Origin of the sequence: Paraburkholderia dipogonis (assembly GCF_042680985.1) — a bacterium.
GTDB classification, from domain to species: Bacteria; Pseudomonadota; Gammaproteobacteria; order Burkholderiales; family Burkholderiaceae; genus Paraburkholderia; species Paraburkholderia phytofirmans.
On the sequence record NZ_JBHUFR010000030.1, the window covers coordinates 321054 to 343452 of the forward strand.

At 64.3% G+C, this 22399-nt stretch carries 16 protein-coding genes and 1 pseudogene; 6 read left to right on the plus strand and 11 right to left on the minus strand.

The features are described 5' to 3' along the window. From ACFSNN_RS33815 to ACFSNN_RS33825, 3 genes are all read right to left on the minus strand, one after another. On the minus strand, window positions 1-477 hold the full coding sequence (locus tag ACFSNN_RS33815) for an Hcp family type VI secretion system effector (RefSeq protein ID WP_134464365.1): 477 nt from the start codon (window positions 475-477) through the stop codon (window positions 1-3). Window positions 478-743: 266 nt separating this feature from the next. Further along, window positions 744-3368 carry an AAA family ATPase gene (locus ACFSNN_RS33820; RefSeq protein ID WP_134464363.1) on the minus strand — a complete coding sequence of 875 codons (2625 nt, stop codon included), beginning with the start codon at window positions 3366-3368 and terminating at the stop codon, window positions 744-746. Continuing rightward, window positions 3365-4507, minus strand: coding sequence for a metallophosphoesterase family protein (locus ACFSNN_RS33825; protein ID WP_134464361.1), 1143 nt, complete (start codon window positions 4505-4507; stop codon window positions 3365-3367). The genes ACFSNN_RS33820 and ACFSNN_RS33825 overlap by 4 nt, the downstream gene beginning before the upstream one ends. A 225-nt stretch (window positions 4508-4732) precedes the next feature. Here ACFSNN_RS33825 and ACFSNN_RS33830 point away from each other — a divergent pair, with 225 nt between their 5' ends. From ACFSNN_RS33830 to ACFSNN_RS33845, 4 genes are all read left to right on the plus strand, one after another. Continuing rightward, on the plus strand, window positions 4733-6022 hold the full coding sequence (locus ACFSNN_RS33830; protein WP_134464359.1) for a DUF445 domain-containing protein: 1290 nt from the start codon (window positions 4733-4735) through the stop codon (window positions 6020-6022). Window positions 6023-6158: 136 nt separating this feature from the next. Continuing rightward, window positions 6159-8111: an AI-2E family transporter gene (locus tag ACFSNN_RS33835; RefSeq protein ID WP_134464357.1), complete on the plus strand. Its 1953-nt coding sequence runs from the start codon at window positions 6159-6161 to the stop codon at window positions 8109-8111. Between the two features lie 162 nt (window positions 8112-8273). Then, window positions 8274-10025 carry an FAD-dependent oxidoreductase gene (locus ACFSNN_RS33840; RefSeq protein WP_134464355.1) on the plus strand — a complete coding sequence of 584 codons (1752 nt, stop codon included), beginning with the start codon at window positions 8274-8276 and terminating at the stop codon, window positions 10023-10025. A 28-nt stretch (window positions 10026-10053) separates the two neighbouring features. Then, complete coding sequence (locus tag ACFSNN_RS33845; RefSeq protein ID WP_134464353.1) at window positions 10054-10245, plus strand: hypothetical protein; 192 nt, start codon at window positions 10054-10056, stop codon at window positions 10243-10245. 57 nt (window positions 10246-10302) lie between these two features. On the opposite strand, the gene ACFSNN_RS33850 is transcribed toward ACFSNN_RS33845, so the two are convergent. Genes ACFSNN_RS33850 through ACFSNN_RS33860 form a run of 3 tightly spaced genes read right to left on the minus strand, consistent with a single transcriptional unit; the run spans window position 10303 to window position 13335 of the window. After that, window positions 10303-11286: a 2-dehydropantoate 2-reductase gene (locus ACFSNN_RS33850; protein ID WP_134464351.1), complete on the minus strand. Its 984-nt coding sequence runs from the start codon at window positions 11284-11286 to the stop codon at window positions 10303-10305. A 4-nt stretch (window positions 11287-11290) separates the two neighbouring features. Next, complete coding sequence (locus ACFSNN_RS33855) at window positions 11291-12082, minus strand: class II aldolase/adducin family protein (protein WP_012427250.1); 792 nt, start codon at window positions 12080-12082, stop codon at window positions 11291-11293. 53 nt (window positions 12083-12135) lie between these two features. Next, complete coding sequence (locus ACFSNN_RS33860) at window positions 12136-13335, minus strand: amino acid aminotransferase (RefSeq protein ID WP_134464349.1); 1200 nt, start codon at window positions 13333-13335, stop codon at window positions 12136-12138. Between the two features lie 247 nt (window positions 13336-13582). Between ACFSNN_RS33860 and ACFSNN_RS33865 the strand changes: the two genes are divergently transcribed. Then, window positions 13583-14524, plus strand: a complete 942-nt coding sequence (locus ACFSNN_RS33865; protein WP_134464347.1) for a LysR family transcriptional regulator — start codon at window positions 13583-13585, stop codon at window positions 14522-14524. A gap of 104 nt (window positions 14525-14628) precedes the next feature. Here the strand turns inward: ACFSNN_RS33865 and ACFSNN_RS33870 are convergent, their stop codons facing one another. The 5 genes from ACFSNN_RS33870 to ACFSNN_RS33890 form a co-directional block, all read right to left on the minus strand. Further along, window positions 14629-15447 (minus strand): helix-turn-helix transcriptional regulator, encoded by an 819-nt coding sequence (locus tag ACFSNN_RS33870; RefSeq protein ID WP_134464345.1) that lies wholly within the window; start codon window positions 15445-15447, stop codon window positions 14629-14631. 193 nt (window positions 15448-15640) lie between these two features. Next, window positions 15641-16768, minus strand: coding sequence for a hybrid sensor histidine kinase/response regulator (locus ACFSNN_RS33875; RefSeq protein WP_134464343.1), 1128 nt, complete (start codon window positions 16766-16768; stop codon window positions 15641-15643). Between the two features lie 9 nt (window positions 16769-16777). Continuing rightward, window positions 16778-17392, minus strand: a complete 615-nt coding sequence (locus tag ACFSNN_RS33880; RefSeq protein ID WP_134464341.1) for a chemotaxis protein CheB — start codon at window positions 17390-17392, stop codon at window positions 16778-16780. Between the two features lie 10 nt (window positions 17393-17402). Then, the gene (locus tag ACFSNN_RS33885) at window positions 17403-18248 is read right to left on the minus strand and encodes a CheR family methyltransferase (protein WP_134464339.1); all 846 of its coding nucleotides are present in this window, start codon (window positions 18246-18248) and stop codon (window positions 17403-17405) included. An 18-nt stretch (window positions 18249-18266) separates the two neighbouring features. Continuing rightward, window positions 18267-21854, minus strand: coding sequence for a response regulator (locus ACFSNN_RS33890; protein ID WP_134464337.1), 3588 nt, complete (start codon window positions 21852-21854; stop codon window positions 18267-18269). 162 nt (window positions 21855-22016) lie between these two features. Here ACFSNN_RS33890 and ACFSNN_RS33895 point away from each other — a divergent pair. Further along, window positions 22017-22232, plus strand: a pseudogene (locus ACFSNN_RS33895) (trehalase family glycosidase); the annotation flags it as partial. Window positions 22233-22399: the final 167 nt, after the last annotated feature.

Genomic DNA, 22399 nt, shown 5'->3' on the forward strand with positions numbered 1-22399 from the left:
TCAATTCGTCGTGTTGTTCTTGATATACAGAGTGGCAGTCACCGCACCGCCACTGCCTCCCAGCGCGTTTTGCACGAAGTACTCATGCTTCATCGTCGAGAAAGACAGGTGAACATCTTCATGGCACTCGTCGCCGCCGCCGATCGGTTCCACCTGGGTAATGATCACGTCGTACATCGTGATCTTCAGGTATTCGAACGGCACGCCTCCGGCCTTTCGCACAGTCAGCTTTACCTGGTCCACATGCTTGCCGGTGAAGCAGTATTTGGCCAGGTTCGGACTGGCGCGATCCAGCTTGTGCGTGAATTCCAGATCTGAAACGCTAGCCTTGCCCGCGCCGCCGCCGGAGCCCGCCATCATGGTCGAGTCCTGTGAAATCTTCCAACGCCAACCGATTACGTCGATTTCGTTCAGATGCGCGGCGTCCTGCGATTCGCCGTCAATGCCGTTAATCTTGATGAACGTATCCTGTGCCATTAAGCATCCCCGTGACATGTGCGCCTGTTCAAATGGTCGTCACGCGGACATGCAGAAACATTCGGCACACGCAGAGTGAAATACTGTTGGCGAAAGGATCAGACCGCAGCGAAGACTCGAATCAGCAGTGTCGGGGGAATTGCCGACCTGCGGAGTTGCGAACTTTCTGCAAATTCGTGAGGAATTGCATTCTTGCATCGGCCGCATGTGGCGATTCATGCGGCCTGACTCGTTCGCCCCTGGCACCGGGCTAGCTTGCCCTCTGCTTAGGCCGCCACCTTCAAATCCTCAATCGCCCGCTGCCTAACGCCCAGGTCATCCCACAACTCCGGGTGGCACGTGAACACCAGAATCTGATGGCGCGTGGCTGCGTCGATCAGCGCGCGTTTGATCGCGTCGCGTCGCCCAGCGTCCGTATGCACCGCCGCGTCGTCGAGCATGAGCAAGGTCGGCCGGCCTGATGCCTTCAACAGATCCGCGTAAGCGAGCCGCGTCAGAATGCCGAGTTGTTCGCGCGTGCCGAAGCTCAGCGCCTCGAGCGTGTCCGCGCGGCCAAAGCGGTCCAATGTCGCGGGACTCAGATCGTCACCGAGCGCGATCGTGGATTGAGGGAAAATCCGCTTCAAATAATGCCCGAGCCGCTCGGTCAACGGTGCGCGCAGTTGCGCGACTGCGGCGTCGCGTTCGTCGACCAGCACTTCGTCGAGCAGGCTCAACGCGCTCGCGCGCAAGCCGAGTTCGTCCTTGCGCCGCGTCGCCTGTTCGACCTTGGCCTGCACCGCCGCCAGACGCTCGCCGAGACCGGACGCGCCGGCCGTCTCCAGTTGACCGCGCAACGCCGCGATCTTCACCTGCCGCTCGTTCTGCTCGCCGCGCGCGAGTTCCGCCGACGCGCGATAGCGCTTCGCCTCAGCCGCCGGGTCGTCGAGACGCGCCGCTTCCAATTCGCGCTCGCGCCCTTCGCGCAGCTTGCGCAAGGCCTCGACCTGCACGCGTTGTTCGACGATCTTCGCCTGCCACTGCGCGCGGTTGCGACGGAACGCTTCGTCGTCCAGTTGCGCCTGCTTGCGCTGCAATTGATCAGCGAGCGATTCCGCGTTCGCCATGCCGGTCGATTTTTTATCGGCCGCTTGCGTCAGCACTTTTCTGGCGGCCTCCAACGCGTCGCGCGCAATCTCGGCGTTGCGGCGCGCTTCGTCGAGCGGCGGCGCAGCGGAAACGTCGGGCAGACCCGCGAGCCGCTCATTGGCGGCCTGCATGCGCGCCGCAGCCGTCGCCGACGCTGCGCGCAGCGCTTCGATGCCCTGCGGCGCGTGCACGTCGAGAATCTTTGCCTGGCTTCTCTGCTGCGCGAGCGCCGCCTTCCAGCGCTCGTGCCGCGCTTCGCCCTCGCCGAGCGACGCGACGCCGAGCGCCTGCAACAACTGCGCATGCTGGGCTTCGAGCGACGCGAGTTCGGACAAACGCGCCGGCAGGTCCGAGACACCGGGAATCACCCGCAATTCGCCGAGCACGCCGAGGCCGATCCGCTTCTCTTCGTCCACACGCAGCACGCCCTCGCCGCTCACCGGTTTTTCGTCGACGGCAATCGCGCCGTTCAAGCGATATTCGATGCGGGTCATCGCTGCTTCAGTGCGAGCACGCAGCACGCTCAGCTCGCTGCCGAGCGCGGCGAGCCGCTTCAGCTTGGCCTCGTCGATTTCGAGCGTGGCCGCTTCGCGCGCGGCTTCGAGCACGGCGTCGTTCGCCTTGCTGGCGGCGGCAATCGACGCTTCGAGCCGCTCGCTTTCCGCGCGAAAGAGTCCGATCTGGCTGCGCAGATCGGCCGCGGTCACGGCTGCGTTGGCCAGTTCGAGCGCGCGGTTGGCATCGGCGAAAGCCTGCTCGAATTGCGTCACGCTGGCCGCGGCATCCGCGTGTTCGGCCTGGACCGCCGCGACGCTCGCCCGTAGCGCGTCGAGTTGCAGGCGCTCGCGCGCGACGGCCGCTTCCAGGTCGAGCGCGTTCTGCTCCTGCTGCAACGGCAAAGCCAGTTCGGCCTCGCTCGCTTTCAGCGACTGCTCAAGTCCTTTGAGGCTGCCCTCGAGTTGCACGACGGCATCGGCGCGTAATTGCGCCTGCAGCGCCTTCTGCTCGTGAATTTCCCACGGGCGTTTGCGCTGCGTATCGTCGAAAGTCTGCTGCTGCGTGGCGAGACTGGCAATGTTCGCCTCGAACTGTTGACGCTGCTGTTCGAGATCGGCGCGCTCCTCGATCAGGCGCGCGAGGGTCTGTTCGGCCTCGGCGAGCGGCCCAGTCGACTTCTGCGTGCGCGCGGTGAGCAGTTGCCGAAGCTCACGCTGCACGGCGGCGATCAACGCATCCTCGCCCGCCGATTCGCGGCCGCCCGAGAGCTGCGACAGCGCATCGCGCAGATACTGCGCCGCGTGGCCGGTGGAATCGCGCATCTCCTGCGTGCCTCCTTGCTGCACCCACAACAAACCAGGAACGCCTGCGTTCTCCGCCTTCAACGGTCCACGCGCGGGACGTGAAAAACCGAGCAAGGCCGCGAGCTTGTCTTCGGCTTCATCTTCACCGAACGCGCTCTGGCCGATCCTCAGCTCGCAGCGCTGCCGCGTGACGAACTGCTTCGACAGGCGGCAGGCCATGCCGTCCAGTTCGAAGCTCACTTCGACCGACGGCTGTCCGCTCGCCTTGCCCCACGGCAACAGGTCTTTCAGATGCGAGGCCTTGTAGCGCTCCAGAAACACGGCGCGCACGGCTTCGGCAATGGTGCTCTTGCCGGCCTCGTTCGGACCCACGAAAAGATTCAGACCGGGCTGCAGATCGTCGATGACAAGCTTGCCGGTGAACTGCTTGAACTCCTGAATCGCAATGCTTTGCAGCTTCATGCGGACCTCGCTTCGCGCGGCAGTTCACGTTGAAAACGCGCCAGAAGCAGCAATGCCTCGGCCGCGCGCTTGACCTCCTGCGGGTCGGACTGCGGGTCTTCCTGCAAGCCACGCAGACGCGCCACCACTTTCGCGAGGTAGCCGCTTTGCGCGCCGAGTTCGGCGAGATCGTCGTCGGTGGGCAGCACTTGCAGGCCGCTCAGGTCGACGCGCAAGGCTCGCACGCGCGCGCGGGCTTCTTCCACCGCGACGTGAAGCGCTTCGGCGTCGGCGAGCGCTGCCGTGCCACCGACCGTCACGCGCAACACGTCATGGCTGCCCAGCGTGGCGAGGCGCGCCTTGAGCGAATCCACATCGGTCGGCACGGCGATGGTTTCTTCCCACCGATGCCATTGATATTGACCGACCCGCACCGGCTCGACCACCGGCGACGCACCCGGCTCGCTCAACGTGACATCGAGCATGAAGCCCGGATCGTTGGCGCGGAAGCGGTCCTGTTCGTGCGTGCCCGCGTACCAGACGCGCTCATCGACACGCAGATGCCCGTGCCAGTCGCCGAGCGCCAGATAGTCAAGACGCGCGCTCGCGGCGCGCGTCGGCGCGATGGGATTCGACGAGTCGATGCCTTCCTGCAGAATTCCGCTCACGCTGCCGTGCGCGAGTCCGACGCGGTGATAGCCAGCCGGCGTCTCCGCGCTGTCGAAGAAACCCGTGGTGTCGTCATACGTGATGCGCTGCGTGAGCGGCGCGCACAAAAGCGCGCACCGACAGTCGTCCAGCAGCACCACACCTGGTTCGAGCACCACGCGCACATTCGGCGCAATGCAGTTCAGGCGCTGCGCGCGCGTCCACACGCTCTCGACGAGCGCGGCATCGTGATTGCCCGGCAACATGATCCACGGCCCGGCGAACGCTTGCAGCGCGCCGAACAAACGGCGGATCACCGTGTCGGAGACGGTTTGCAGATCGAAGACGTCGCCGGCCACGAGCACCGCATCGACATTGCGGGCGGCGGCTTCTCCGGCGATCCGGCGTACGGTCTCGAAGCGCGCCTCGGCAAGATGCGCCGCCTCGTCCGGCTCGAACTGGCCGAATTGCGTGCCGATCTGCCAGTCCGCGGTGTGCAGAAACCTGATCACTGTGCCTCCTTGCGTTTCATTCCGTTCATTGCAAGCTGCCTCGCCGGGCAAGGCAGCGCAGTCTAACCGCAGATGTTACCGTGCCCGCGCGGCAAAGCTAGTCCCCGGCGGCGAGCGCGGGCCTGGCCCACACGCCGGCGAGCGGCGCTACACTCGCGTTTTCCGGCTGCGCTCGCCGAGCGCGCCGCATGATTTCAATCGACCCGGACCCGTTGCCTGCCGCCGATGAACAAAGCAATCGAACTGAAGAAGGCCAAGCGCATCCCGCTCCTGCTGTTGTTCGCCGCCGCCTGCGTTTTCGTGGTGACCGCGTTCATGCCGCCTGGCATCTGGGTGGACGGCATCAAGGCGGTCGCCGAGGCCGCGATGGTGGGTGCGCTCGCCGACTGGTTCGCGGTGGCCGCCCTGTTTCGCCGCGTGCCGATCCCGGTCGTCTCCGCGCACACCGCGATCATTCCGAGGAACAAGTACAAGATCGCCGACAACCTCGCGGTGTTCGTACAGGACAAATTCCTGGACGTGCCATCGCTCGTCGGTCTGATCCAGAAGCACGACCCGGCGCGCAGCATCACCGCGTGGCTGACGCAGCCGGAGAACGCCGCGCGTTTGGGCGACTACGTCGTCAAGCTCACGAGCGGCATTCTCGAACTGACCGACGACGTACGCATCCAGGTCTTCATCAAGGACGCGCTGCGCGACGTGCTGGCCAAGGTGGATCTGTCGCAATCGATGGGCTCGATTCTCGACACGCTCACCAGGGACGGCCGCCATCAGGAGCTGCTCGACGCCGGCATCGAACAGGTCGTGGCGCTGCTGCGCGAACCGCACGCGCGCGAGTTCATCGCTGAGCGGATCGTCGAATGGGTGAAGACCGAGTACCCGAAGATGGAGAAGATTTTGCCGTCGACATTTTCTGCGTGGCTGGGCGACAAAGGCGCCGAAACCATCGCCAACGCAGTGAATCGCATGCTCGAACAGATCAGCGAAAATCCCACGCATCAGTTGCGTCAGAAGTTCGACGACGCCGCGCACAAGCTGATCGTCAAGCTCAAAACCGATCCCGCCTTCCTGCAAAAAGGCGAGGAACTGAAACGCTATCTGGTGGAAGGCGACGCGCTCAGTTCGTATGTGAAAGACATGTGGGGCGAATTGCGCGCGTGGCTCAAGCGCGATCTGCAAAGCAGCGACTCGGCCCTGCACGCACGCGTGGTGGCGATGGGCCAATGGGTCGGCCGCGAACTCGCGCACGATCCGGCCTTGCGCCAGTCGCTCAACGATCACCTCGAAGAAGCCGCGCGCACGATGGCGCCGGACTTCGCGCGCTTCCTGACGCGTCATATCAGCGATACCGTGAAGAACTGGGACTCGCATGAGATGTCACGGCAGATCGAACTGAACATTGGTAAGGATCTGCAATACATCCGCATCAACGGGACGATTGTGGGCGGCTTTATCGGCCTGCTGCTGTACGCAAGCTCGCAATTGCTGGGCTTGCTGCGTCTGCACATGGGATGAGCAGTAGGCCGTCCCGCGTCAAAACGCCTACAATCCGGGCATATGAATTGCTCATGCGCTGTGCCCGGACACCCTCTTTCTGTCCGCGAGCGGCCCTTATAAAAACGACAGCGCGTCTCAATCGGAAAGTGTGCTCATGAAAATCTCGCTACCGCCGTCTGGGCGGCCGAACCGCGTTTACCCGCCGGGCACGCCGAGTCTGCACGGCCTTGCGTCGGTGGTGACCGGCGTGGTGGTGGTGTGCGGCTTGTACTTCGGCCGCGCGGTGTTGATCCCGATCACGCTGTCGGTATTGCTCAGCTTCCTGCTCGCTCCGCTCGTACAGATGCTGCGGCGTTTCCATATGGGGCAATTGCCGTCCATCTTCATCGCCGTGTTGTTCGCGTTGGCCAGCTTGCTCGCCGTCGGTGCGCTGATCACCGCGCAACTCGTGCAACTCGCTGCCGACCTGCCGCAGTATCAGGAGGCGATCGAGCAGAAGATCGAAACGGTGCAGGAAAAAACCGTCGGCCGCGCCGATTCGCTGATGAGCCGCGCCGCCGTCGCATTGCAACGCGTGTCTCCGCCCAAACCGAACCCGCCGCGTCCCACCGGACGCGCCGCGCGCAATGCGCCCGCCGTGCCGCAGCCGGTTGAAGTGCACGAACCCGCGCCTACGCCGATGCAACTCGCGCAGCGCGCGTTGTCGCCGGCCATCGCGCCGATCGAAACGACCTTTATCGTGCTGGTCGTGACGATCTTTATCCTGCTGCAACGCGAGGATTTGCGCGACCGTTTGATCAGCCTGTTCGGCTCGCGCGATCTGCATCGCACCACCACCGCGATCAACGACGCGGCCGTGCGCCTGTCTCGCTACTTCGTCGCGCAACTCAGTGTGAATCTGAGTGCGGGTGGTGTGATCGCCATCGGGCTCGCGATCATCGGCGTGCCGGGTGCGCTGCTGTTCGGCGTGATTGCCGCGCTGCTGCGCTTCGTGCCGTATATCGGCATCTGGATCGCCGCGATTCTCGCCGTGTTCCTCGCGGCCGCGATCCAGCCGCAATGGACCATGGCGGTCTATACGCTGATCCTGTTCATCGTCGTCGACGTGGTGGCCGGGCAGATCGCCGAGCCGCTGCTGTATGGCCACCGCTCTGGCCTGTCGCCGCTCGCGGTGGTGGTGGCGGCAATTTTCTGGAGCTGGCTGTGGGGGCCGATCGGCCTCGTGCTGTCGACGCCGCTCACGTTGTGCGTGGTCACGCTGGGCCGCTACGCCGACCGGCTGAACTTTCTCACGGTGCTGCTCGGCGATCAGCCCGCGCTCACGCCCGCGCAGAACTTCTATCAGCGGCTGCTCGCGGACGATCCGCACGAGGCCATCGTGCAGGCGGAGCGCCTGCTGCGCGAGATGTCGCTGATCGACTACTACGACAAGGTCGCGCTCGAAGGCCTCAAGCTCGCCCGCAACGATGCCATGCGCGGCGTGCTGATGCCGGACCAGTTGCAGCGCATCAACGACGCGCTGGTGGATATCGTCGAAAACCTCGAAATCGCGGACGGCTTGCCGGACCGCATGGCGCGCAGCGATCCCGCCGATACCGCGAGCGCGCTGCTCGCTTCGGCCTCGGCCGATCTGTCCGAGCGGCACGACAGCCACATTGCGGCGCACCCGCAGATGCGCCGCGAAGCAGAAAAAACCTCCGTGCTGTGCGTGCCCGGACGCGGTTCGTTCGACGAAGTCACTACCGCGATCGCCGTGCAACTGCTCAGCCGCCAGGGCCTCGCGCCGATGATGGCGACGCACTCGGGCTACCGCAGCGCACGCGCCGACGAGCCGAGCTTCAAGGACGCGCCGATCATCTGCATCGTCTCGCTCGATGCGCCGGAATCGCCGCCGTACCTGCGCAACATGCTGCGGCGCACGCGCGAATGGCGGCCGCGGGCGACGCTGGTGGTCGGTGTCGGCGGCGCGCCGGAAAGCGGCCCGGAAATGGGCGCGACCGGCGCTTCGCACGCGGCGCCCACCTTCCGCGCGATGATCGAGGAATGCCTGGCCGCGTCGAGCTTGCCGCACGCGCGCCACGCTTCGCATGTGGGCGGAGCGGACTAGGCGCCGTCGCCGTGGGTACAGCCGCCAGGCGGCACCGCTGTACCCAAAATGAGGACAGCCGCGCGCGTACCCTCCTGCATACTTCGCTATCGATTCGCCCCGCCTCGAAGAGCTGACCAGCCCCGGCGGGCGACCCCGGCATCGAAGCTCCAGGAGACACGCATGAGCCGCCCCTTCAAACCCTATCCGTTTTCACCGCGTCACTATGAAGGCGTGGCGCCACCGCTCGTCGACGGGCGCGATCCTGTCAGGCGGCCGGTGGCGATTGTCGGCGGCGGCCCGGTCGGCATGACGCTGGCGCTCGCGCTGGCTCGCCAAGGCGTGCGCTCAGTGCTGATCGAAGCCGACGACGGCGTGTGCACCGGCAGCCGCGCGATCTGCATCTCGCGGCGCAGCCTGGAAATCTTCAAGCGACTCGGCGTCGAGCAAGGCTTTCTGCAAAAAGGCTTGCCGTGGACGGGCGGCCGCAGTTTCTATCGCGATGCCGAAGTGTTCCGCTTCGCCATGCATCAGGACGACGAGCAATCGCTGCCGCCGATGATCAACATCGCGCAATATCAGATTGAACAGTTGCTGCTCGACGAAGTGGAACGGCATGCCGAACTGATCGAGATCCGCTGGCAGACGCGCGTGACCGGCATCGAACAGCACGCGGCGGAAGGCGGTCGCGGGAACCTCGAAAACACTGGCGGCGCGACGCTCGCCCTGCGCACCGGCGACACCACCTGGCAGATGAACGCCGACTGGGTCGTCGCCTGCGACGGCGGCCGCAGCACGATTCGCGACGCACTCGGTCTCAAGCTCACCGGCACCACTTACGAAGGCCGCTACGTGATCGTGGATATCGAACTGGACAGCGCGCGCGCCACCGAGCGCCTCGCCTATTTCGATCCGCCGTCCAATCCCGGCTCGACGGTGCTGGTGCACAAGCAGCCCGACAACGTCTGGCGCATCGACTACCAGCTTCGCGACGACGAAGACCCGGAAGCCGCGGTGCAGCCGGAGAACGTCATGCCGCGCGTGCAGAGCGTGCTCGATTCGATGGGCGAAACCGGCGCATGGTCGCCGATCTGGATCACCGTCTACAAGGCCAACGCATTGACGCTCGAACGCTACCGGCACGGCCCGGTGCTGTTCGCGGGCGACGCCGCGCATCTCGTGCCGATTTTCGGCGTGCGCGGCGCCAACTCCGGTATCGACGACGCGGACAACCTCGGCTGGAAACTGGCCAGTGTGGTGAACGGGGTGGCGTCGCCGCGTCTGCTCGATAGCTACAGCGACGAGCGGGTGTTCGCGGCACGCGAGAACCTCAGTTACGGCATGAAGAGCACGGAGTTCATGGCGCCGCCCTCGTTCGCCTTCGATCTGATGCGCCAGGCGGTGCTTGGTCTCGCGGAGCATCATGCGGCGGTGCGTCCGTTGATCAATCCGCGACAGACGCATGCGATCGCCTATGTGCAATCGCCGCTCATCCAGGCCGCCGGCGACGCGAGCGATGCTTTCGCGCAAGGCCCGGCGCCCGGTACTGTGCTTCCGGAATGCAGACTCCAGCGCAGGGACGAAGGCGTCTTGCACGATATCCATCTGACGGATCTGCTCGGGACATGCTTCACTGCATTACGCTTCGGTGCGAACGCGAACGACGACTCCGCGCAAGACGCAGCATGGCAGCAGTTGCAAGACACGCTGGCCGAACAACGCATCCCGTTCAAAACGGTCAAGCTGGTCAGGAGCGACGCGCAAAACGTCGCGAACTCAAACGTGGTCGATCACACCGGCCGTTTGCACGACATGCTCGACGCCACGCCCGGCACGGTCTATCTGATTCGTCCCGATGGTCATGTACTCGCCCGCTGGCGCGACGGCAGCGCGGAAGCCACGCAGCGTGCCATCCGCGCGATGCTGACGATCTAATACATCTAAAACAGAGGAGACAAACATCATGACCGATAGCGATCTCGACCTCGTCTACACGACGCTCTGCAAGACCCTCACGAACGAAGGCGAAGCTCAGGCGCCGCTATATCTGGCCCGCCTCGCGATGCTGTGCCTGACCGAACTCGACAACCCGCGACGTGCGTTGTCGCTGATCGAAGCGGCACGGTTGCCGGCCGCGACTGCGGTGACGGCATAAGGCGTAAAAAAGCCGCCGCGCCGTGCGAGGCGCGGCGGCTTTTCGTTAACGTGACTGTTACTGCTTCGGATACAAACCCAGCGTCCGCGCATGCAGGCGCGCGAGACCGAGCAACGCATCCGTATACGGCGTAGCGACGCCTGTCAGTTGCCCGAGTTCACGCACTGCTGCCACCAGCGCGTCGAGTTCGACCGCTTTGCCTGCCTGCACGTCCTGCAGCATCGAGGTTTTCATCGCGCCGAGTTTCAGCGTGACTTCGTGGCGGTCCTCCGGGTCCTGATCGATCGGAATGCCGAAGCGTGCGCCGATTTCCTTCGCTTCCAGCATGATGCTCGTGACGAAGTTGCGCACCAGCTCGTCGCTGAGAATCCGGTCGGTGGTCGCGCCGGTGATGGCGCTGATCGGATTCATCGTCATATTGCCCCACAGCTTGTACCAGACGTCGCGCTGAATCTGCGCCGAAGCCGACACGTTGAAGCCGGCCGCCGCGAGCGTGGCCGTGAGCGCCGCGACCCGCTCGCTCGCCTGCCCCGACGCCTCGCCGATAATCAGCCCATTGCCCTGATGATGCCGGATGACGCCCGGTGCTTCGACGAGGCAACTGGCGTGCACCACGCAGCCCACCGTTTGCCCGCTCGGAATCGCGGCGGCAATCGCGCCTTCCGGATCGATCGACTTCAGGCGCTTGCCGGCGAAGTCCGCGCCGAGTCCGTCGCAGAACCACCAGGGCACGCCGTTCATCGCGGTCAGGACGACGGTTTGCGCGCCAAGCAGCGGCGCGATCCGCGCGGCCACCGACGCCATTGCCGGACCCTTGACGGCGACCACGACGAGATCCTGCACGCCGAGGTCCGCGGGATTCTCGCTCGCGTTTACTTTCACGGCATGCGTCGCGCCGCCTTCGATCAAACGCAAACCGTGCTCGCGCAGCGCGTTCAGCGTCTCGCCGCGCGCCACCACGCTCACGTCATGGCCGGCCTGTGCGAGCTTCACGCCCATCCAGCCGCCGATCGCGCCCGCACCGTAGATTGCTGCTTTCATCGTTTCAATCCTTGTAACTGGCGTCGATGCGGTCCACTCGCCGCACCAGCGCGTCGAACACATCCTGGCCCGCGCCGTGACGCGGATCGAACTGCAGCGCGTCGCGCGAGCAGCGAATCGCGACGTCTTCCGGCACCGGCCGCGCGCGGCCCATCGCAAAGGTCGCCATCTGGATTTCGCAGGCGCGATTGAGCGTCCACAGGACCGCGAAAGTTTGCGGCAAGGTGTGGCCCCACGCAAGCAGCCCATGGTTGCGCAAGATCACCGCCTGCCGGTTGCCAATATGTTCGAGCAGGCGCGGACCTTCTTCCGCGTGCACGGTGATGCCCTCGAAGTCGTGATACGCAATGCGGTCGTGCAACTGCGCGCTGTAGAAGTTGGTCTGCTGCAGACCGTCTTCCAGACAGGCCACGGCGACGCCCGCCGTGGTGTGCGTGTGCATCACGCAGTGCGCGTCGGGCAAGCCTTCATGAATCGCCGCATGCACGACGAAGCCGGCCGGATTCACCGGATACGGCGAGTGATCGAGCACGCGTCCCTGTGCATCGATCTTCACGAGGTTGCTCGCGGTCACCTCGCTGTAGTGCAGCCCGAACGGATTGATCAGGAACTGCCGCTCGCCGCCGCTCACGCTGGCGGGAACGCGCAGCGTGATGTGGTTGTAGATCATCTCGGTCCAGCCGAGCATGTCGAAGATCCGGTAGCACGCTGCTAGCTGCACACGCGCATGCCATTCGTCCGGATGCATCGCGTGGGCCTTCGGCGCGCTCGGCGCCGGTATATCGAGGGTGGTCATTCGGGTCTCCCTTGTGGACCGTCGTTATCGTTCTGCTGCTTGAAAAGCCGCGCTTACGCGCCCGACACTACGGCGGCGATGGACGCAGCCACATACTCCGCGTTGCGTTCGTTCAGACCGGCCACGCACATGCGCCCCGAGCGCAGCACATACACTGCGTATTCGCTGCGCAGACGCTCAACCTGGCTTTCGCTCAAGCCCGTATAGGTGAACATGCCGCGCTGCGCGACGTAACGCGCGCGCATCACTTCATCCACGCGGCCCGCGAGTCCGGCGTGAATCGTGCCGCGCATGGCCAGAATCCGCTCGCGCATGGTGGCGAGTTCGGATTCCCACGAAGCGCGCAACGACGCATCCGCGAGCACGTTGGCGACGAGCCGCGCGCCGTGCGTCGGAGGATTGCTGTAGTTCGCGCGCACCGTCGACATCAGTTGACCGAGTACGCGGCCGGCCTCTTCCGGGCTCTTGCAGACCACGCTCAACGCACCGACGCGCTCGCCATACAGCGAGAAATTCTTCGAGAACGAATTCGCGGCGATCAACGGAATGCCCGCGTCGGCCAGCAGACGCACGCAGGCGGCGTCTTCTTCAAGACCGGCGCCGAAACCCTGATACGCCATATCGACGAACGCGATCAGCTTGCGGCGCTGCAAAACCGGCACCAGTTCGGTCCATTGCGCCGGGCTCAGATCCACACCGGTCGGGTTGTGGCAGCACGCGTGCAGCAGCACGACGCTCTGTTCGGGCAAGCGGCCGATCGTTTCGATCATGTCGGCGAAACGCAAGCCGCCGGTGTGCTCGTCGTAATACGGATAAGTGTTGACCGTCAGCCCCGCGCCTTCGAACACGACGCGATGGTTTTCCCAGCTCGGATCGCTGATCCAGATCTGCGAGCCGGGGAAATAGCGCTTCAGGAAATCGGCGCCAACCTTGAGCGCGCCCGAGCCGCCGATGGTTTGCAGCGTCGCGATGCGCCCCGCCTTGCGCGCCTCGCTGTCCGAGCCGAATACGAGGGCTTGAGCCGCGTCGCGATAGAGCGGCAGGCCGGCCATCGGCAGATACGAACGCGGGCCGATCGAATCGAGCAGCGCGGTTTCGGCGCGGCGCACGGCGTCCATGACGGGCAGCTTGCCGGCGTCGTCGAAATAGATGCCGATGCTCAGATTGACCTTGTTCGAGCGCGGGTCGAGTTGAAAGTCTTCGTTCAGGCTCAGAATCGGGTCGCCTGGATAAGCGGGAATGTGGTCGAACATGGCAATTCCTTGAATGTGGCCGCTACGCGGCCTCGATGTGACGCTCGGTATGGCGCGCGGGTGGCGTGCGGGTGGCGTGCGTGTGGCAAACCACAGCCCGCGTGAACCGGCTTGACTCAGACTGGCGAGACGGAAGTCTAAGCGGGTTTGGCCGGGTGCGTCGATTGGGACAAGTCTGTGCGCATGCGGCGCACTACACAATCAATCGATTTTTCACGATTCGTTAGTTTTTCTTTAGAATCGACGAATGCCACTCACACGCGTCACCATCCGTCAGTTCGAAGCGTTTCTCGCCATCGTCGATCTGCATAGCATCGGCGCGGCGGCGGACCGGCTCGGGCTGACTTCTTCGGCGGTCAGCCAGTTGCTCGCCGATCTTGAAACGGAACTCGGCTTCCGCCTCTTCGACCGGACCACGCGGCGCGTGAGTCTGTCGAGCGCGGGGCAGGATTTTCTGGCGTCGGCGGAATCGGTGTTGCGGCACGTGCGCGCCGCCGCGCAATCCGCCGACGATATCCGCAACCGCGCCGCCGGCATCGTGCGGATCGGCGCGCCGCTGGTGCTGGCGGCGACCGCGCTGCCCGCGGCCATCGCCGAATATGCGCGCGACAAGCCGAAGGTGGTCGTGCGCGTTTGCGATACCGTGGTCGAGCAACTGGTGGAGCGCGTGGAAAGCGGCGACGTGGATCTCGCGATCGGCCCTGACCGGCCAAGCGGCACGCGCGTGCGTTGCGACCCGGCATTCGCGAGCCCGTGGGTGATGTGGTGCGCGCCGACCCATCCGTTGAACGCGCGCCGCCGCGTGCAGTGGCCGCATTTGCGCGACGTGCCGATCGTCGCCACTGGTCGTGACCATGAACGCGCGGTCGGGCAGATGCTGGCCAATCTGCCGGTGGAAGCCCGCATCAGTCCGGTGGACGTGGTGGACAACGTCACCACGGCGTTCGGCCTCGCCTCGCACGGACTGGCCGTCACGCTCGCGCCCGCCTACGTCGCGCCGTTGGCGCGCACCTTCGGGTTGGTGATGAAGCGCATCGTCGATCCCGAAACGATCCGCGAAGTGTGCGTGTATCGGTCGACCGAGCGCGCGCTGTCGCCGCCCGCCGATGGTTTCGCGGATTTCATCATGCCGTGGTTGAAGCGCTGGGATCGCGAGACGCAGGCGGAGGCACGGGGTAAGCGCGCGTGATCGGTGGCTGCGGTGCGGGATGGTTGTGCTCAAGAGACAAGCGCCAGTGATGGCCGCTCCTGCTCAACGTAAAACGTGCACGCCGGCCGCGTTGTGTTTCAGGATCAAGCCAGTTCGGGCGTCATGCACAACGCGAACAATTGGCGCTGGCTCGAAATCCCGAGCCGCGCGTAAGCGCGCTTCTGATAGGTAATCACGCTAGCAGACTTGACGCCCATTTGCACCGCGATTTCAGCGGCGCTGGCGCCTTCGAGCGTGCCGCGCAAGACATCGAGTTCGCGCGACGTGAGTGCCGGGCAAGCGCGCCTGACCCGCGCCAGCATCGCGGCGGCCGAACCCTGCTGATGCTGTCCATTCAGCGCGTAGTGACCCTTCGCCGCGTGCGCGAACAAGTGCGCGAGGCATTCCACGCGCTCCAGTTCGCCCGGCTGAAACACGCCATAGGCACGGTCGCGATACAGATTGATCGACAGCCAGACGCTTTCCATGGGCTGCACGAGCAGCGACAGCCGGTCCGACACGTTCGGCTGTGCATAACAGGCCGCGCGATAGGCTTCGTTCTGGATCTCTTCGCTTTGCTGCTGGTGCAGCACCAGTGCGTCACGCGCCGGTTTGTCGCGCGGCCCGCCGATGATCGCGCGGTTGCCGTCGAGCGCATAGAAATGCGTGGCGTAGCGATCGGCGACGTCGCGCAGAAAGCGGCCGCCGCGATGATCGGCGGCGGAAACCGTGCGCGGCCGCGCGTCGAATTCGTAGGCGAAGATGGTGCACTGCGAGACCGGCAGCGTATCGCCGACAGTCTTCAGGATGCTGGCTGCGAGCGCGTCGGCATCCGCATGCGAAATCGACATGACGAGTTCGGTCGCGCGCGAAGTGCTGATCGGTTCGCTGCGATGCGGTGGAGAAATGCGCCAGGAACGCATGATGGAAGTCGGTCGCCGTGCTGTGGTTCGGTCCGGCAAGCGTAGCACAGCGGAACAGGAGACTGTTTCCGGTGGTCCGCGAAAACGCCTACTGTTGCCGATGACACGTGATCAATCCGATGACGCAGTCTCTCGCGGCAAGTCTCGCGCGCTAAATATGGGCCCGTCCAACGCTGCGCGAGACTCTACCCGCTCACTTCCCCGTAAACGACCCACGCTGCAACGTCACCATTCTGGGCAACTCGATTGTGAAGACCGTGCCTATGGCTTCGTCGGAATTCACGCTGACGTTGCCGCCGTGCATGCGCGCAATTTCCTGCACGATATGCAGGCCCAGCCCCAGCCCTTCGCGCGAGCGACCGCCGCTGTTGTTCGGCCCGAACGCCTTGAACAGATGCGGGAATACCTCGGCCGGAATGGTGCCGCGATTGGCGACCTTCAAACGCACGGACTCGACCGCCTCGCCATCCACCTCGACGCCGATATCGCCGCCCGGCGCGCCATGATGCAGCGCGTTGCTCACCAGATTCGACACGGCTTGCCAGACGAGGTCAGTGTCCCACGCGCCCGACGTATTGCCGCGGCTCGCGAACACGATCTGCTTGCCGTTCTCGCGCGAAGCGAATTCGTCGATCACCGAGCGGCACAGCGTTGCCAGTTCGATCGAGCGCGGCTGCAGCGGCAGGCGCCCGCCCTGCAAACGCGCCAGATTGAGCAGCTGGTCGACCATGCGCGCCATACGCAGCGAACTGTTCTTCACGCGCGCGGCGACAGTGGCCGACTGTTCGTCGGCAGCGGTGCGCATCAGATACTCCGCCGACGCCAGCACCGCGCCGAGCGGCGTGCGCAGGTCGTGACTAAGTACGGCCATCAGCATTTCGTTCGCTTCGAGCATCTGCCGCGTAGTGACGAGCTGCGCCGCAAGCTGACGCTTCTGCTGTTCGAGTTGCACGAACACATCGACCTTGGATTGCAGAATCCGCGGATCGAACGGTTTGTAGAGAAAGTCGACCGCGCCGGCCTCATAGCCGCGAAACGTGCGCGAGGCGTCCTGCGCGGTCGCCGTCAGAAAGATGATCGGCACGTGCGAGGTGCGCGGGCTGCCGCGCATCAGCGCGGCCAGTTCGAAGCCGTTCATGCCGGGCATGTTGACGTCGAGAATCGCCAGCGCGACTTCGTGCTTGAGCAGCAGGTCGAGCGCCGCCGTGCCCGAGTCGGCCACCAGCACGGCGAGATCCGGCCGCGCCAGCAAGGCTTCGAGCGCCGTGATGTTGTGAACGATGTCGTCGACGATCAGAATGTTCACGGGTGAGTTCGTCATGGCATCGCGTCAGAAAGAGGCCGGCAATGCAGCAAGCCGCCGGGCCATGGTTTCGGGAGTGTAGATAAAATCCGCCGCGCCGCGTTCAATCGCGGCGCGCGGCATTTCCGGGGAAGCAGCGGTGTCCGGCGCCTGTACCCACGCCGTGCCGCCCAACGCGCGCACGCGCTTCAGGCCTTGCGCGCCGTCGTCGTTGGCGCCGGACAGCAGGAGCGCGAGCAACCGTTCGCCATACACGGCCGCGGCCGATTCGAACAGCACGTCGATCGAGGGACGCGAAAAGCGCACGGCGGCGTCGGTCGACAGCGCAACCGTGTGGTCCACTTCCACCAGCATGTGATAGCCCGGCGGCGCAATGTGCACGCGGCCCGGCATGATGCGCTCGCCCGCATCGGGTTCGAGCACCGGCAGCGCGCAACGATGCGCGAATGCAGGCACCAGATAGCTCGGCGAATCGGGCGGCAGGTGCGTGACGATCATCACCGCTGGCGCAAAACCCGCGGGCAGCGCGGCGAGCAATACGTTGAGCACTTCGATGCCGCCCGCCGAACCGCCGATCACGACGAGCTCGTAGCCGCGCGCCGCTTCGGCATCGACATTGGGCTGGACAGTTGAGCGTGACATGATGACCGGCCTAGCGCTTCTGATAAATGCGTTCGGTCGAACGGAATTCGTCGAACGCTTCGTAGTGTTTGGAAAACCGCAGACTTTCCTTGCTCCCCAAACCCAGGAATCCGCGCCGCACGAGCGCGTTCTCGAACAGACCCAGCGCGCGATCCTGCAAGCCGCGGTCGAAATAGATCAGCACATTGCGGCACGACACCAGATGCGCTTCGAGAAAGACTTCGTCGGTGGACAGACTGTGGTCGGCGAACACCACACGCTCTTTCAGCGAGCCCGCAAAGCGCGCGCCGCCATATGCCGCATGATAGTAGTCGGACAGCGAACGCTTGCCGCCGGCCGCCAGATAGTTTTGCGTGAAGCCCTGAATGCGCTCCAGCGCGTAGATGCCGGCCTCGGCGCGCGCGAGCGCGTCCGGGTTGATATCGGTCGCGTAGAACAGCGTGCGTTCGGTGAGGCCTTCCTCGTCGAAGAGGATTTTCAGCGACCAGAGTTCCTCGCCCGTGCTGCACCCCGCCACCCACACCTTGATCGACGGATAAGTGCGCAGACGCGGCAGCACGTGTTCGCGCAGCGCGAGGAAATACGCCGGGTCGCGAAACATCTCGCTGACCTGCACGGTGAGGTACTGGAACAGCCGCGAGAACTCGTCGCCGTTGCGCATGATGCGGTCCTGCAGCTGCGACAGCGTCTTCAGCCCGAACTCCTCGAGCGCCTGCGTCAGGCGGCGCCGCAGCGACGACATCGCGTAATGGCGGAAGTCGTGCTGATACTTGAGGTAAACCGCCTCCAGCAGCAGCTTCAACTCGATGTCGAAGTCGCTGATGCGTTGCGGCGCGTCGAATTCGGACTGGCTCATCGTGTTCCCATGCTCCTTCTACCGTTGCCGCAGCCAGACGCGGCACAGCGCGACCAGCTTGTCCACGTCGATCGGCTTCGAGACGTAGTCGTCCGCGCCGGCTTCGAGGCAGCGCGTGCGGTCGTTCGCCATGGCCTTCGCCGTCAGCGCGATGATCGGCAGATGAGCAAAACGCGGATCGCGGCGAATCTCGCCCATCGCTGTCAACCCGTCCATCTCCGGCATCATGATGTCCATCAGGATCAGATGCACTTCGGGGCCATTTTCCAGCGCTTCGAGCGCTTCGCGGCCGTTGCGCGCAATCTGCAGTTTCGCACCGAGCGGCTCCAGCACGTGCGAGAGCGCGAAAATATTGCGGACGTCGTCTTCGGCCAGCAGGATCGTGCGGCCCTCGAAGGCGTTGTCGCGCTGACGCACCGTGCGCAGCATGCGCTGCTGCTCAGGCGCGAGCGACGACTCCACACTGTGCAGGAACAGCGTTACTTCGTCGAGCAGGCGCTCTGGCGACTTCGCGCCCTTGATGATGATCGATTTCGAATAGCGGCGCAGCCGGTGCTCTTCCTCGTCAGACAGCATGCGGCCCGTGTAGACGATCACCGGCAACGCGGCATGCGCGGTGTTCGCCGCGAGCCGTTCGAGCAGATCGTAGCCGGTGCCGTCGGGCAGCGCGAGGTCGGTCACCACGCAGTCGAAGCTGAATTTCCCCAGATACTCCGACGCTTCGGCCAAGGTTGCGACTGCAACGATCTCGGTGTTTTCGCTCTGCAGCAATGCGCGGATGCTCTCGCGCATCGGCGCGTCGTCCTCGATCACCAGCACGCGTTTGAGGCGCTGCTGCAGACGCGCTTCGAGGCGGCGGATCGCGGCTTCCATCGTGCTGCGCGCGGTCGGCTTGAGCGTATAGCCGATGGCGCCGAGGTGCAGCGCCTTGTCGGCGTGATCGGTAGCGGAGACGATGTGGATCGGAATATGACGCGTGAGCGGGTCGTTCTTCAGCCACTCCAGCACGGTCAGGCCGGAGCGGTCCGGCAGGCCGACGTCGAGCAGTACCGCCGCCGGACGCATGTCGCGCACCAGCGCGAGCCCGCTGGCGGCGCTGCTCGCGTGGACGAAGTCGAAGTCGAGTTCGTGGGTCAGATCGCGCAGGATTTCGGCGAAGGCCGCATCGTCTTCCACGGCGATGATCAGACGGCCGGCGCGGGTGCGGTTGTCGCGGTCGTCGGCAATCGGGCTGTGCGTGGTTTCGGACGAGTTGCCGTTGGTTAGGCCGCTGGTTAGGCCGCTAATCAGGCCGTTGGCCGGCGTGATCACGGTGGGCTGGCTGCGGCCCGAAGGCGGGTGCGCCAGCAGCGGTTCTGTCGTCGACTCGGCCACGGCCTGCGCGCCGGCCGTGGCCTGAGCCGGGGCGAACATCGGCGCCGTTGCGTGATGTGCGTCCTGGCTCGCGTTCAGTGCCGCCTCAGCGTCGAGCGGCAACCAGAGCGTGAACACACTGCCCTTGCCGACTTCGCTCGCGACGGTGATCCGGCCGCCCAGCAAGCGCGAAAACTCCCGCGAGATCGACAGGCCCAACCCGCTGCCGCCGTATTGACGGCTGGTGGAACCGTCGGCTTGCTGGAACGCTTCGAAGATCATGTCCAGCTTGTCGGCCGCGATGCCGATGCCGGAATCGCGCACGTCGAAGCGCAGCATGCCGCCTTCGGCTGGCGCGACGGACAGCGCCACCTCACCGCGTTCCGTAAATTTCACCGCGTTCGAAAGCAGGTTGCGCAGAATCTGCGTGACACGCTGGCCGTCGGTGATGAAGGTATCCGGTGTGCCCGGCAAGCGGTCGAACGCAAGGCTCAAATGCCTGGCGCCGGCCAATGGCTTGAAGGTTTCCTCGAGCGCCTGCAGGGTCGCGTCGATCGACACCGTTTCGAGTTCGACCGTCACCTGCCCGGCTTCGACTTTCGACAGATCGAGAATGTCGTTGATCAGCACCAGCAAGTCGCTGTTCGACGCGTGGATCGTTTCCGCGTAGCGCACCTGCTCTTCCGTCAAATTGCCGGTACGGTTCTGCTGCAGGAGCTTGGCGAGAATCAGCGAACTGTTCAGCGGCGTGCGCAGTTCGTGTGACATGTTGGCGAGGAACTCGGACTTGTAGCGGCTCGACTGTTCGAGGCGCGCCGCGTTGGCCGCGAGGTCGTCCTGCGCGCGCAAGAGATCGGACTTCTGCCGCTCGAGACGCTGCGCGTATTCTTCGAGCTGCACGTTGGTCTGTTCGAGCTCGGCTTGCTGCGCTTCAAGACGCGTTTGCGATTCCATCAGCGCGCGGCCGCGCTCTTCGAGTCCTTCGTTGGAGACTCGCAATTCTTCCTGCTGCACCTGCAGTTCTTCGTTCAACTGCTGCGTTTCGGCCAACGCGTCCTGCAAACGCTCGCGATACAGCGCGGCTTCGACAAAGTCACCCATGCTCTTCGCGATCAGTTCCATGAACTCCTGATCGCGCACGCCCAACTCGCGAATGAAGCCCAGTTCGACGACGCCGTTGACCTGGCCGTCGTTTTCGATCGGCATGACGAGCAGGTTTTTCGGTGCGCTCTTGCCGGTCGCGGACACGACCTGCACGTAATCCGCCGGCACGTCGCGCAAGACCAGCGTGCGGCGCGCCACAGCCGCCTGGCCGATCAGCGTCTCGCCTTCGGCGAAACTGCGGGCGGCGGCCTGCTCGCTTTCGCGGCTAAAACCATAAGTCGCGATCCGGCGCAGCGTGCCGTGCTGCTTATCGCGCACGTAGAGCGCGGCAACGGCGGCGTCCAGATATTGCGCGAGAAAGTCGAGCATCGCGCGGCCCACCAGCGGCGAGGTAGTCTGCCCGACCACTTTTTCAGCAAGCAGGCGCTGCCCGGAGCGCAACCACACTTGCTCCTGCAGCATCTCGGTCTGTTCGGCCTGCTGGCGCAACGCGCCGTCGTAGGTGGTCGACAGACTCATCAATTCGCGGCGGCCCATCCATGCGAGCAGACCGCTCACGCCCAGGCTGAAGAGCAGGAACACGCTCACGAGTGTGGTGGTGACGCGGCGTGTGGCTTCGCTGCGCTCCTGGCGCAGGCGCAACTCGACGTCGAGAAAATCGGCGAATTCACGGCGCGTTTCGTCGAATTCGATCTTGCCGCGCCCGCTCGCCACGGCGGCCTCGAAGTTCTGATTGCGACGGCGCGCGTCGATCATCTCTTCGGCAACACGGCTCCAGCGTTGCTGGATCGCCTGGATCTGCTTGAGCTTTTCGACTTGCGGCGGGTTGTCGGCGACCATGGCCTGCAACGCTTCGATCTGCGTCTTGAAGCGCGGGCCGCCGGTTTCGTAGGGCGTGAGGAAAGTTTCGTCGCCCGTGATCAGGAAGCCTCGCATCGACGATTCGCGATCGACCGCGAGACGCAGTATTTCATTGGCCTGGCCGATCACGCGCTCGGAATGCTCGGCCCAGTTCATGGTCGAGACCAGATAAGCAATCAGTCCAACGAAGACGGCCATCGTGACCAAGCCGACACCCAGGGGCAAGGCGATATTGCGGCGAATGATGCTGCGAAAACGATTCTGGTCGACGGCCTGGGATGCGGTCATTTTTTCTGTCTTCGGCGTGGCGAATCGAGTCGATTCGGAATATTTTTCGGGTATTTCGCGTGATGCTTTGTCTCGCGAAGCGACGCGCGTAATCATACAGGATGGGGTTGTTTTTGAGACGTGGGGGGGCCGGTTTGGGCGTGCTGGACGGGGCTGTTGGCGGTGCTTTGCGCGTATATTGTGTCGGGCGACTGCTTCGATGGGATCTGCGACTGGGATTCGTATTTCATCATGCTCGGCCTCGAACAGAGCGGATAGCATGCGCTGGTCGTCGATGAACTGAAAAACTTCGCAACCCTGATCGATTGGTGCGGCCATAGTCTGAACGGCAACCGCTTCTGCTACGTGAGCCGCTCGCAACCGCCGTTCAGCCTGCAATGCGAGATGCCTATCTATTTTTTCTGTTTGACCAATTTTTACAGTCGTCTCATGTACGCCTACGAGGTGCCAATCTGATAATGAACGGGAGAATCTGGACGCAGAAAAGCCAATAACGGCGTCGCTAACGGTTCGACACGAGCGTCGTGCTGCATCTCAGGCTGCCG

Coding starts and splice junctions, on each gene's coding strand:
- ACFSNN_RS33815 (WP_134464365.1), bottom strand. CDS start 477: ATGGCACAGGATACGTTCATCAAGATTAACGGCATTGACGGCGAATCG.
- ACFSNN_RS33820 (WP_134464363.1), bottom strand. CDS start 3,368: ATGAAGCTGCAAAGCATTGCGATTCAGGAGTTCAAGCAGTTCACCGGC.
- ACFSNN_RS33830 (WP_134464359.1), top strand. CDS start 4,733: ATGAACAAAGCAATCGAACTGAAGAAGGCCAAGCGCATCCCGCTCCTG.
- ACFSNN_RS33835 (WP_134464357.1), top strand. CDS start 6,159: ATGAAAATCTCGCTACCGCCGTCTGGGCGGCCGAACCGCGTTTACCCG.
- ACFSNN_RS33840 (WP_134464355.1), top strand. CDS start 8,274: ATGAGCCGCCCCTTCAAACCCTATCCGTTTTCACCGCGTCACTATGAA.
- ACFSNN_RS33845 (WP_134464353.1), top strand. CDS start 10,054: ATGACCGATAGCGATCTCGACCTCGTCTACACGACGCTCTGCAAGACC.
- ACFSNN_RS33850 (WP_134464351.1), bottom strand. CDS start 11,286: ATGAAAGCAGCAATCTACGGTGCGGGCGCGATCGGCGGCTGGATGGGC.
- ACFSNN_RS33855 (WP_012427250.1), bottom strand. CDS start 12,082: ATGACCACCCTCGATATACCGGCGCCGAGCGCGCCGAAGGCCCACGCG.
- ACFSNN_RS33860 (WP_134464349.1), bottom strand. CDS start 13,335: ATGTTCGACCACATTCCCGCTTATCCAGGCGACCCGATTCTGAGCCTG.
- ACFSNN_RS33865 (WP_134464347.1), top strand. CDS start 13,583: ATGCCACTCACACGCGTCACCATCCGTCAGTTCGAAGCGTTTCTCGCC.
- ACFSNN_RS33870 (WP_134464345.1), bottom strand. CDS start 15,447: ATGCGTTCCTGGCGCATTTCTCCACCGCATCGCAGCGAACCGATCAGC.
- ACFSNN_RS33875 (WP_134464343.1), bottom strand. CDS start 16,768: ATGACGAACTCACCCGTGAACATTCTGATCGTCGACGACATCGTTCAC.
- ACFSNN_RS33880 (WP_134464341.1), bottom strand. CDS start 17,392: ATGTCACGCTCAACTGTCCAGCCCAATGTCGATGCCGAAGCGGCGCGC.
- ACFSNN_RS33885 (WP_134464339.1), bottom strand. CDS start 18,248: ATGAGCCAGTCCGAATTCGACGCGCCGCAACGCATCAGCGACTTCGAC.
- ACFSNN_RS33890 (WP_134464337.1), bottom strand. CDS start 21,854: ATGACCGCATCCCAGGCCGTCGACCAGAATCGTTTTCGCAGCATCATT.